At 39.3% G+C, this 12128-nt stretch carries 11 protein-coding genes; 6 read left to right on the top strand and 5 right to left on the bottom strand.

Features of this window, described 5'->3' with window-relative positions:
• Positions 1 to 30 precede the first annotated feature (30 nt).
• Positions 31 to 846 carry a patatin-like phospholipase family protein gene (locus K2F45_RS14735; RefSeq protein ID WP_075992846.1) on the top strand — a complete coding sequence of 272 codons (816 nt, stop codon included), beginning with the start codon at positions 31 to 33 and terminating at the stop codon, positions 844 to 846.
• 110 nt (positions 847 to 956) lie between these two features.
• Here the strand turns inward: K2F45_RS14735 and K2F45_RS14730 are convergent, their stop codons facing one another.
• On the bottom strand, positions 957 to 1871 hold the full coding sequence (locus tag K2F45_RS14730; protein ID WP_075992845.1) for a glycerophosphodiester phosphodiesterase family protein: 915 nt from the start codon (positions 1869 to 1871) through the stop codon (positions 957 to 959).
• Between the two features lie 378 nt (positions 1872 to 2249).
• Between K2F45_RS14730 and topA the strand changes: the two genes are divergently transcribed.
• From topA to cmk, 3 genes are read left to right on the top strand one after another with little or no spacing between them, the layout of a single operon-like run.
• Complete coding sequence (gene topA / locus K2F45_RS14725; RefSeq protein ID WP_088161746.1) at positions 2250 to 4649, top strand: type I DNA topoisomerase; 2400 nt, start codon at positions 2250 to 2252, stop codon at positions 4647 to 4649.
• A gap of 2 nt (positions 4650 to 4651) precedes the next feature.
• Positions 4652 to 5065, top strand: coding sequence for a hypothetical protein (locus tag K2F45_RS14720; protein WP_046672862.1), 414 nt, complete (start codon positions 4652 to 4654; stop codon positions 5063 to 5065).
• A complete protein-coding gene (cmk, locus tag K2F45_RS14715; RefSeq protein WP_075992844.1) occupies positions 5065 to 5760 on the top strand; it encodes a (d)CMP kinase in 696 nt (231 codons plus the stop codon). The genes K2F45_RS14720 and cmk overlap by 1 nt, the downstream gene beginning before the upstream one ends.
• 43 nt (positions 5761 to 5803) lie before the next feature.
• Here the strand turns inward: cmk and K2F45_RS14710 are convergent, their stop codons facing one another.
• From K2F45_RS14710 to K2F45_RS14695, 4 genes are all read right to left on the bottom strand, one after another.
• On the bottom strand, positions 5804 to 6097 hold the full coding sequence (locus K2F45_RS14710; RefSeq protein ID WP_075992843.1) for a hypothetical protein: 294 nt from the start codon (positions 6095 to 6097) through the stop codon (positions 5804 to 5806).
• A gap of 162 nt (positions 6098 to 6259) precedes the next feature.
• A complete protein-coding gene (locus K2F45_RS14705; protein WP_075992842.1) occupies positions 6260 to 7459 on the bottom strand; it encodes a pyridoxal phosphate-dependent aminotransferase in 1200 nt (399 codons plus the stop codon).
• A gap of 97 nt (positions 7460 to 7556) precedes the next feature.
• Complete coding sequence (locus tag K2F45_RS14700; protein WP_075992841.1) at positions 7557 to 7931, bottom strand: DUF1573 domain-containing protein; 375 nt, start codon at positions 7929 to 7931, stop codon at positions 7557 to 7559.
• A 98-nt stretch (positions 7932 to 8029) separates the two neighbouring features.
• Positions 8030 to 8995: a KpsF/GutQ family sugar-phosphate isomerase gene (locus tag K2F45_RS14695; RefSeq protein ID WP_075992840.1), complete on the bottom strand. Its 966-nt coding sequence runs from the start codon at positions 8993 to 8995 to the stop codon at positions 8030 to 8032.
• A gap of 101 nt (positions 8996 to 9096) precedes the next feature.
• Here K2F45_RS14695 and recQ point away from each other — a divergent pair, with 101 nt between their 5' ends.
• Both recQ and kdsA read left to right on the top strand, forming a co-directional pair.
• Positions 9097 to 11286 carry a DNA helicase RecQ gene (recQ, locus tag K2F45_RS14690; RefSeq protein ID WP_075992839.1) on the top strand — a complete coding sequence of 730 codons (2190 nt, stop codon included), beginning with the start codon at positions 9097 to 9099 and terminating at the stop codon, positions 11284 to 11286.
• Positions 11287 to 11301: 15 nt separating this feature from the next.
• Positions 11302 to 12117 (top strand): 3-deoxy-8-phosphooctulonate synthase, encoded by an 816-nt coding sequence (kdsA, locus tag K2F45_RS14685; RefSeq protein ID WP_075992838.1) that lies wholly within the window; start codon positions 11302 to 11304, stop codon positions 12115 to 12117.
• The last annotated feature ends 11 nt before the right edge of the window (positions 12118 to 12128 follow it).

The raw sequence follows: 12128 nt of genomic DNA, 5'->3' as shown, positions 1-12128 counted from the left end.
TAAACAAGTGTTTCATGTACTTGTATAATTATGTTGGAGAAAGCTTTTTTGAATCGTAAAGTTACCCTTGTCCTGGGCGGAGGTGGTGCAAGAGGTCTTGTGCATATTGGTATTATTCGACGGCTTGAAGAGCTGGGCTTTGAAATCGATGAGGTGGTAGGTTGTTCAATAGGAGCACTTGTCGGTGGTATTTATGCGCAGGGGAAGATGGATGTTCTCGAAGACTGGATGCAGCGCCTGACGAAGAAATCGGTCTTTAATATGATGGATTTTAGCTGGAAGGGACTAGGAATGATGAAGGGGGTCAAGGTGTTTAACGCCTTGAAATCTGTGATCCCCGATGCTAATATAGAGACTTTTCCAATTTTGTTTAAAGCCGTTGCGACAGATCTAAACTACGAAAAGGAGGTTGTGCTGGATTTTGGGAGTATGTATGATGCCATTCGGGCTTCGATTGCAATTCCAGCTGTATTTACGGCGGTAGAAGAGGAGAACCATGTGTACGTTGACGGTGGTGTACTGAATCCATTGCCCATAAATCATGTAACCAAGAAAGAGAATTTAATCATTGCTGTCAATCTGGAATCTAAACCAGATAAACAATATTCTGTTATCAAAAAACTGGATCCGAGGACTTCGAACTCCTTGGATATTCTACAAGCCTCGTACTATGTGATGCGCAGGAAAATGAGCCGTATGATTGTTGATTTATACCATCCCGATGTGGTGGTGGATATTCCCTATAATATCTGTAACCTTTGGGATTATCACCGCTCTGAATTTTTGGTTCAAAAGGGACGGGAATATATTGACAAGGCATTAAAAAACAAAACCAAAGCAAAGTAGTTGAGACGATTAACGAACTGCTTTGCTTTGGTGTGGCTTGGTTTCTCTTGGCATTGAGATGAACTAGAACTCAATTTTTTTTATTCTAAGCGAAACAAGCAAGGTGTTTGTTAAAACAAATTGGGGTAATCGCTAATGATTCCATCAACCTTTACAGCCTTCAGCTGTTCTATCTCGTCCTTTGTATTGACTGTCCATGGAATAACCTTGATATCCGCTTTGTGACACTGTGCAATAAAATCGCGTGTAGCTATTTTATAGTGCGGACTTATAATAAAAGGTGTAAAGCCCAAAGCTGCAATTGTTTGCTCAACGCTTTTGGTATAGTTTGCATCAATAAGATAAGAAACTTTGATTTGAGGATATGCTTTGTGCAGATATTTAATAGCTCTGCTGTCAAACGATTGGATGACGGTTCGTGAAGCAATTTTCTTATCAGTGATCACCTGCACCATAAGGTCCACAAATTCTTCTACCCTTGGATGGAAAATACCATCTTTATCTTCCTTACTCTTCACTTCGATATTATAAAACATCGGCGCTTTCCTTTTTACACTTGCGTAGGCTTCAGTACTGTCAATAAGGTCTGATAGTTTTGCTATACGCGTAACCTGTTTTTTCTGTTCAGGAAACTCTTTATAAAATTTCGATCCGATATCGTATTTAATCAGCTCTTTATAAAGCATATCATAAATTCTCAGTGGTTTATCTTTGTCAGAAATTTCGGAGCCATTGGGTTTCAGTACAAATTTTGGGTTAAGATAATCGTCGTGAAAGACCACAACCTTACGATCTTTGGTAATGTGGCAATCCATTTCCAGTGTGGTCACCTTTGCCAGATCTATTGCATTTTTCATGGCAGCGATAGACTCTTCAGGATATAGGCCGCGGCCACCGCGATGTGCTTCCAGACTAAGTTTAGGGAAATTGCCTGGATTTGATTTTGCTGAATCTTTCATAACTGAACAAGATACAAATGGTAATAACGTGCCCCAAAAGGCAATTCTGAGAAGACTTCTTTTCATTATTAAAATATTTAAACAAAATAGGGGAGTTGTTATATATTGCCCTTTTGAATAAGCGAATATACATATATATTTTACTTATACGTATTTTAACTGTTTCGAATATTTGGTTTTGCAACTTTATGAAGGTGGATTCGAAACAGAATAAAGTTAAATGAATTTGTTTCTGTCTGAAATAGACGGAAACAAAGTGGTTAGTGTGGCAAATTTGCTGGATCTGACAGCGTTTCTGTGTCGAGCTCAACTCCGTTGCGCGGTCCTTTGCTCTCGGATAAATTTCTTAATTGTTGACATGAAATCTATTTTTTTTGTCTTTTTTGCAAGAAATTATTGTCATTCCTTTCAGAATTCCCTTTATTTGCACAAATCTCAAATTAGATGGCGAAAAATTTATTGATAGTTGAGTCTCCAGCGAAAGCGAAAACGATAGAAGGGTATTTAGGAAAGGATTTTTTGGTCAAGTCAAGTTATGGACATATTCGCGACTTGGTGAAAACCGATGATGCAATTGATACCGAAAAGAATTTTGAACAAAAGTATGAAGTTCCCTCCGACAAAAAGGCGGTTGTAAGTGAACTGAAGAAATTGGCTAAAGCTGCAGAAACCGTTTGGTTAGCGTCCGATGAGGACCGCGAAGGAGAGGCTATTTCATGGCACTTATTTGAGACTTTGGGATTAAAAGATGAAAGTACAAAAAGGATTGTGTTTCATGAGATTACGAAGCCAGCTATTCTGAAGGCTATTGACAATCCGCGTAAAATAGATTATAACTTAGTAAATGCACAACAAGCGCGAAGAGTTCTAGATCGATTAGTCGGTTTTGAATTATCTCCGGTTCTATGGAAAAAGGTGAAGCCTTCCTTATCTGCTGGTCGGGTGCAGTCTGTTGCGGTTCGTCTGATTGTAGATCGTGAGCGTGAAATCAATAAATTTGAACCAGAAGCGGCTTTTAAGATCGTTGCTTTTTTTCATACGGGCAAAATTAAAGACAGTTTTAAAGCCGAACTTCCGCAGCGTTTTGCAACAGAAGTAGAGGCAACCAAATTTTTGGAAGATTGTAAAGCAGCGCTGTTTTCAGTAAAAAATCTAGAAACAAAACCTGCAAAGCGTTCACCAGCGGCGCCATTTACGACATCAACATTACAGCAGGAAGCAAGTAGAAAGCTTGGATTTTCGGTTGCCCGCACCATGCAGGTGGCGCAAAGGCTGTATGAATCAGGACGAATTACCTATATGCGTACCGATTCTGTTAATTTGAGTGATACGGCGATTGAGGCTGCTGAAAAGGAAATCAAATCGGCTTACGGCAACCAGTACCATAAACTCAGAAAATATAAAACAAAAACATCGGGTGCACAAGAAGCACACGAAGCTATTCGTCCTACTTATTTCTCTGAGCACACCATTGATGGTGATGCATCCGAAAAAAGATTATATGAGCTCATTTGGAAAAGAGCAATTGCTTCCCAAATGAGTGAGGCGGAGTTTGAACGTACATTGGCAAAGATCGACATCTCAACCCGTACCGAAGATTTGAATGCTTCGGGAGAGGTTATGAAATTTGATGGGTTCTTGAAAGTTTACATGGAATCCTTGGATGACGATCAAGACAACGCGATGGACGAAGATAGTGACAATGCTATTCTTCCGCCGTTAGCCATTGGTATGCCATTGACTTTGAAAAACATGTCGGCAACGGAGCGTTTTACACGACCTCCAGCACGGTATACGGAAGCTGCTTTAGTGAAAAAATTGGAGGAATTGGGAATTGGCCGTCCTTCAACCTACGCCCCTACGATTTCAACTATTCAAAACCGCGGTTATGTTGTAAAGGAAGAGCGTGAAGGTAAATCGCGCGATTACCGTGTACTGACACTAAAGGATGCCGAATTAACAGCGGTAACAAAAACCGAAATAACCGGTGCCGAAAAAGGAAAAATGTTTCCAACGGATATCGGTGTTGTGGTAAATGACTTTTTGGTTGAACACTTCAACGGTATTGTGGATTTTCATTTTACGGCCAACGTAGAAAAGGAATTTGACGATATTGCGCATGGACTGACCGAATGGACAAAAATGTTGCATGATTTCTATGGGCCTTTTCATTCTGAAGTAGAAGATACTTTAGTAAATGCAGATCGTGCGAATAATGAGCGTGAGCTCGGTGTCGATCCAGTTTCCGGAAAGCCCGTTTCGGTTCGTATTGGTAAGTTCGGCCCATTGGTACAGATTGGTTCTCCTGACGATGAGGAAAAACCTCGTTTTGCTTCCTTGCGGAAGGGACAAATGATCGAAACCATTACTTTTGAGGATGCCATGGAATTGTTCAAATTACCGAAAAAAGTCGGTTTATTTGAAGATAAAGAAATGACTGTCGCGGTGGGACGATTTGGACCTTATATACGTCACAATTCATCGTTTTACTCCTTACCAAAAGGTGTTGATCCTTTGGACGTAACAGAAGAAGAGGCGATACAGATTATCAAAGACAAACGTCAGAAAGATATCGAGAAAGTGATTCGGGTTTTTGATGAAAATCCAGACGCTCAAATCGAGCAGGGACGCTGGGGGCCATTTATTCGTTTTGGTAAGCAAAATCTGAAAATCCCTAAAGGAACTGAGATCGAAAAAATCACGTATGCGGATGTGTTGAAATGGGCTGAGGCGGATGCTCCGAAAGGAAAAGCGACCAAAGCAAAAACAACAGAAAAGAAAACTGTAGCAAAAAAAGCTACAGCAAAGAAGGCTCCAGCTAAAAAAACTACAAAGTCTAAATAAGGATGAAAGCAGATTTGCCTGAAAATATTGTCAAAGACATTATGATCGCCGTTGTTTTGGAAGGTGAGACGGTGGAGACAAAAAATTGGACTGTCTATGTGATCAATGACAAGAACATTGCCATTCAGAATGTGCTGATCAGCTCAAAAGGTTATGGTGAAAAGGATGGTCGGCAAGTAACAACAACGACTTTGCGTCATTTTATTGGAAATATAGAAGCTAAATCTTTCGATCGTGTTGAAGCGATTGACGAACAGGTATTCGGGTTGACAAATGAATATTGGTTGAGTTTTTATATTGATAATATTATTTACGATAAAAAATATATCTTTTTACCCGAAAGCATTGTGGATGGCAACCTGACTAAGGTTCCTTTGGTCAATCGTCCCGGTGTAATCATAGGAGGAAACGAATAATGAGTGGACGTCACAATTTTATTATCGCCATAGATGGTTTTTCCTCCTGCGGTAAAAGTACCCTGGCAAAGGCTTTGGCAAAAAAACTGAAGTTTGCCTTTATTGACAGTGGAGCTATGTATAGGGCCGTCACACTCTATTTTATCCGGCATGAGATAGCGCTGGATGATCAAGAAGCGATCGAAAATGCACTGAAAGATATCCACATTGATTTTATCCCAAATGCAATAAAAACAGAAATTCATCTAAATGATGAGGATATCTCGGAAGAGATCCGTCAGATGTATATTTCTGATAAAGTCAGCGATGTGAGTGCAATCAAAGCTGTTCGGGTTGCTATGGTTGCCCAGCAGCAAAAATTGGGTAGCAGACGAAATATTATTATGGATGGCCGTGATATTGGTACTACTGTTTTTCCAGATGCTGATCTGAAAATTTTTATGACGGCAGACCCTAAAGTACGTGCCGCGAGGCGTTATCTGGAGTTGACGGAAAAAGGAGAGGACGTGACTTTAGAAGAAGTCGTGGAGAATCTTTCTACACGTGACCGTATCGACAGTACGCGTGCGGAAAGTCCATTACGGCAAGCCGAAGACGCTATTGTTTTGGACAATTCAAATCTGACACCAGAACAACAGCTTCATTTTGTTGAAGAAGAATATTTAAAAGCTAGGGCTGCAAAAGCACAATCATAAAACAAAAAGAAGGCCGACTATTTAGCCGGCCTCCTTTTTTTAGCTATTTTACACTATTGATCTGCTGCTGTTCCAATAGTTTTCCAACGTTGTTTTTCTCTCCGAATTCTGCTGTCTGCTCTTGAAAAGACTCCAGAAGAGCTTTGATAGCATCTGAATTATCTGCTGTACGCTGATAGATATCGGGAATTGTTTTTTCAATATTCTTATCGCCGAGTTCAATGTTATCAACTTCGATTTTGCCTATTTTTTCCAAAACAGCTTGTTGACTATTTCTGACATCTTCTAATTCTCTTGCTATTTTTTCCATCAATTGGAATTTCTTCAATTTATCCATATGAAATCGTTTTGGTTACTATAATAAGAACAAGATGCCTCGAAAGTTTGTTTTGTTTTTTTTTAAAATGCAAATAGAAAAGGAGTTTATGGGAAGGAACTATAAAAAAGAAAAAGGCGGAACATGCCTGTCCCGCCTTTCGTAAGTCCTGTTATTTTGTTATTAACTTGTACGTCCCGGATACACTTGAAGAGCTTTCTCTAGGCAAACCAATGCTTTATTGAGATCATCTTGATTAAGCACATAGGCAAGGCGTACTTCATTTACACCAGCGCCCTCCGTACTGTAAAAACCCGTAGCGGGAGCCATCATTACTGTTTCGTTATTGTAAGAGAACTCTTCCAACATCCATTGGCAGAATTTATCAGCATTGTCAATCGGTAGTTTGGCAACGACGTAAAATGCACCACCTGGGTTAGGCGAGTAAACTCCTTCAATGGCGTTAAGTCCTTTCACGAGGGTATCTCTTCTTGCGGTGTATTCTTTGGATACTGCTTCAAAGTAACTGTCTGGTGTATCAACAGCAGCTTCACCAGCGATTTGACCTTCCAGCGATGGGCTTAAGCGAGCTTGTGCAAATTTCAGTGCAGTCTGATATAGTTCTTTATTTTTGGTAATGATACATCCAATACGCGCACCACAAGCAGAGTAACGTTTTGATACTGTATCAAAAATAACCACATTATTTTCGAGACCTTCTAAATGCATTGGTGAGATAAACTCTCTGCCATCGTAACAAAATTCACGGTAGGCCTCATCTGAGAAAAGGTAAAGATCATATTTTAGACAAAGTTCACGAAGAGCGTCGAGTTCTTCTCTGGAATAAAGGTAACCCGTCGGGTTATTTGGATTACAGATGCAGATCGCTTTGGTTTTAGGGGTAATTACTTTTTCAAATTCAGCGATAGAAGGTAATGCAAATCCATTTTCAATATAGGACATGATTGGTTTGATTACAACATCAGAGGAACACGCAAAACCATTGTAATTTGCATAAAATGGCTCTGGAATGATAATCTCTTCTCCTTCATTTAAACAGGCTTGCATAGCGATCATAATCGCTTCTGAACCGCCATTCGTTACTAATATATCTGTTGGCGCAATATTATAATTTAGCTTATTATAATATTCTGCTAACTTATTTCGATAAGAGGCTGTACCTTCAGAAGGTGTGTAGGCCCACACTTTGAACTGTATATTTTTCAAAGCATTAAGCATCACTTCAGGTGTTTGGATATCAGGTTGTCCGATATTGAGGTGGTATATCTTTTTACCTTCTTTTTTTGCTTGATCAGCATATGGCGTCAACTTTCTAATAGGCGACGCAGGCATATTCAGCCCTTTTTCTGATATTACTGGCATTATAGTTTTTTTAAAATTAGTAGTGCAAAGCTAACCAAAATAAAACGAAAAAAGCCACATGATTATGTGGCTTTTTTCGTTTTATTTACGAGCATTGTTATTCTACAATACCCTTAATATATAGCGTTTTTACAGGAGTCTTGGTGTTCGACTGTACCGTGAAACTCTTTGTGAATGGAGCTTTTGCCGCCGCATTGTAAGTTACTTTGATCGTTCCGCTTTCGCCTGGTTTAATTGGTGTTTTCGTAAATTCTGCTACAGAACATCCGCAGGTAGGCACAACATTTGAAATGATAATTGGCTCACTGCCTGTGTTTGAAAACTTGAAATTATACGAAACGGGCGTACCGGCCGGAATTTTGCCAAAATCATGGGTTTCTTTTTCGAATTTAAATTCCCCTTGTCCTGTCTGCATCGAAGAAAAACCTATAAAGGAAATGATCACTGCTAAGATTGTTATATACTTTTTCATGCTTCTAAAATATTACTTTACGATTAAAATAGTACAACTGATATGCCAAATTTAATATTTATTGCCAATTTATTGTACATCTAACAACTTTATTACAGTTATATTATACCTTCTTTCAATAGATCCTGTATGTGGATAACACCAGCATAATTCCCTTTGTCGGAAACCAGTAGTTGTGTGATGTTATTTTCACGCATAATATGGAGAGCATTGGCTGCCAATTCATTTTTGTCGATGATTTTTGGTGATTTTCCCATGATATCGGCGGCAGTAATTGCCGCTAAATTGGTGTGTTTCTCCAGCATACGACGGATATCACCGTCTGTGATGATGCCGAGTATGTGGTCAGCATCCAACACCGCTACAGCTCCCAGTCTAAACTTTGTTATGGTGATGATGATATCACTTACAGTGGCTTGCGGTTGGACACTAGGTTTGCCGTTCTGATCGGATAGATCGCCGACTCTTAAGTACAGTTTTTTTCCTAATGCTCCTCCTGGATGGTATTTTGCAAAATCTTTATCCGTGAAATCGCGGCACTCTTGTAAAACGACAGCAAGCGCATCGCCCATGGCTAGCTGAGCAGTTGTACTGGAAGTCGGCGCAAGGTTGTTAGGACAAGCTTCTTTCTCAACGGTGGTATTTAAAATATAGTCTGCATTTTTAGCGAGATAGGATTCCGTATTTCCGACCAAAGCAACCAAAACATTCTTTGTCTGTTTTAAAAAGGGGACAAGTACTTTAATCTCAGGTGTATTACCACTTTTAGAGATCGCAATAATTAAATCATTTTGTTGGATAATACCAAGGTCTCCGTGGATAGCGTCAGCTGCATGCATAAAGATCGATGGTGTGCCTGTCGAATTTAGCGTTGCAACTATCTTTTGAGCGATAATGGCACTTTTGCCGATTCCAGTTACAATGACGCGGCCCTGTAAATTTAGAATACGATCGACAACGGTAACAAAATCATCATCAATATATTGAGCTAAAGCAGCTACCGCCTTGGCTTCTTCTTGAATAGCTTGAATAGCTATATTTTTTATCTCGTAGTTGTTTTTCACAAAAAATACTCTTACTTTTATGTATTAGAATAGATTGCAAAAATAGATTATTTTTCAAGATTATTTCTTCATTTATCTATCTTATTTTTGCCCAAGGCGCAATGGAAATAGAAAAATCACTTTTCGACAATTTACAAGATTTTTTTGGTTTTGATACTTTTAAAGGGGATCAAGAGGCAATTATAACTAGTATTCTTCAACGAAGAGATACTTTTGTAATAATGCCAACCGGAGGAGGAAAATCAATTTGCTACCAGCTTCCTGCTCTTATGAGTGAGGGAACTGCAATTGTTATTTCTCCGCTGATTGCTTTAATGAAAAACCAGGTAGATCAGCTTCGTGCATTCGGTGGCGAAGATAGTATCGCTCATTTTTTAAATTCATCATTGAATAAGAGCGAAATTACAAAGGTTAAGGATGATGTACTCGCCGGGAAGACCAAATTGCTGTATGTAGCTCCAGAATCCCTTGCCAAGCAAGATAATTTGGAATTCTTACATCAGATTACCGTGTCTTTCGTAGCGGTTGACGAAGCGCATTGTATTTCGGAATGGGGGCACGATTTCAGACCAGAATATCGTAAAATACGCCAGGTAATCAACGAAATAGGTGCCAATATCCCTATTATCGCTCTTACGGCAACTGCTACTCCCAAAGTTCAGTCGGATATCCGTAAAAATTTACAGATGAATGATGCTGTTTTATTTAAATCATCATTTAATCGGAGCAATCTGTATTATGAGGTGCGGCCAAAAAAGGATGTTGTTAAGGAGATTGTTCGTTTTATCAAAACCAAATCGGGAAAGACTGGTATTGTCTATTGTTTGAGCCGTAAAAAGGTAGAAGAGATCAGTGAGGTTTTGAACCTAAATGGCATTAAAGCGTTACCTTATCATGCTGGTCTAGATGCGAAAACGAGAGCTGATACACAGGATAAATTTTTGATGGAAGACGTCGAAGTTATTGTGGCTACCATCGCTTTCGGTATGGGAATAGACAAACCTGACGTTCGTTATGTCATTCACCATGATATACCAAAATCTATGGAAGGATACTATCAGGAAACTGGACGTGCTGGACGTGATGGCGGAGATGGTTATTGTTTGGCTTTTTACTCGGAAAAAGATGTTGAAAAGCTGACCAAATTTATGAAAGATAAACCTGTGGCCGAACGCGAGATCGGTACACAGATCTTAAAAGAGGTTATTGATTATTCGGAGTCTGCAGTATGTCGTCGTAAACAAATTCTTCATTATTTTGGAGAAAATTTTGACGAGCAGGGCTGCAGTAACATGTGCGATAACTGCCGCTCGGAGAAAGAATATTTTGAGGCCGAGGACTCCCTGAAAAATGTACTGGGCTTCATTCAGGAGCAGGGCGAGAAATTTGATGATCATCACGTGATCAACGTCATGATGGGTCAAAATAATCAACCTGTATCTTCCTATAAACATGATGAACATCGTCTTTTCGGAACGGGTAAAGAGAAAGGTGTTATCTATTGGAAATCTTTACTTAGACAGGCAGTGCTTGATAACTTTATCGAAAAAGATATTGATCACTATGGCCTTTTAAAATTGACAGATATTGGCCGTCATTATTTGGATAACCCTTATCAACTAAAATTTGTTTTGAATCGTCCAATTGAGGGGGGAGATAGCACAAATTCGGAAGATACAGGGCAAGGCACAGGAGCCTTAGATACCGTCTTGTTGGGTATGCTTAAAGACCTACGCAAGAAAATTGCAAAAGGGAAGTCATTGCCTCCGTTTGTCATCTTTCAAGATCCTTCGCTGGAAGAAATGTGTACACATTATCCAATTGCCATCGATGAGTTGAAACAGATCCAGGGAGTAGGGAATGGTAAAGCGATTAAATTTGGCGCACCGTTTATTGCCTTGATCAAAGATTACGTTGAGGAAAATGAAATCGATAGACCTGTAGATCTTGTCATTAAAAGTACAGCTAATAAATCGGCATTAAAGGTGTCTATTATTCAAAATATCGATCGTAAAATAGCATTGGATGATATTGCTTCAGCTAAGGGGATAACTTACGAGGAAATATTGAAGGAAATAGAAACGATTGTAAATGCGGGCACAAAAATCAATATCAATTATTTTATTGACGAGATTATTGATGAGGATCGCCAGGATGAGGTATACGACTATTTTAAGACAGCCGAGACTGATTCAATTAATGATGCGCTTAAAGAACTTGGAGGGGATGATTACAGTTATGAAGATCTCCAATTGATGCGAATCAAATTTTTATCAGAGCTTGGCAATTAATATTTTTATAATTATATGATTAACAAATACATTCCCGAAATAAAGAATGGGACATCGCAGAATTTCTTTTTAATGGCGGGGCCGTGTGCAATTGAGGGAGAAGAAATCGCTTTGCGTATTGCTGAAAAGATTGTTACGATTACAGATAAACTTAATATTCCTTACATTTTCAAGGGATCCTACCGTAAGGCCAATCGGTCCCGCCTAGATTCATTTATGGGAATAGGTGATGAAAAGGCGCTGAAGATTTTAGAAAAAGTTGGAAAAACTTTTGGTGTACCGACGGTGACAGATATCCATGAGAGCCACGAAGCAGAAATGGCAGCTGCATACGTTGACGTTCTTCAAATTCCAGCATTTTTGTGCAGACAGACTGATTTATTGGTTGCGGCGGCAAAAACGAATAAGGTGGTCAATGTAAAAAAAGGCCAGTTTTTGAGCGCTGGATCTATGAAATTTGCAGTAGATAAGATCGTGGAATCTGGAAATGAAAAGGTTTTTTTAACTGATCGTGGCAATACATTCGGCTATCAGGATCTCATTGTAGATTATCGAGGGATTCCCGAAATGCGTGCTTTTAACGTCCCAACAGTGATGGACTGTACACATTCCTTGCAACAACCAAATCAGACTTCTGGCGTAACAGGAGGAAAACCAGCTTTAATTGAAACGATCGCGAAAGCAGCTATCGCCGTGGGAGCTGACGGTCTGTTTATAGAAACACATCCTGATCCGGCAAATGCGAAATCTGATGGCGCCAATATGTTAAATTTGGATTTACTTGAAGGCTTGATGGAAAAACTGGTACGAGTTAGACAAGCTATTTTATAGTATAATAAATA

It is taken from the genome of Sphingobacterium siyangense, from assembly GCF_023277505.1.
Lineage (GTDB): Bacteria > Bacteroidota > Bacteroidia > Sphingobacteriales > Sphingobacteriaceae > Sphingobacterium > Sphingobacterium siyangense.
Note: the sequence above shows the minus strand (reverse complement) of the source record. Positions and strands in the feature narration are given on the sequence as shown.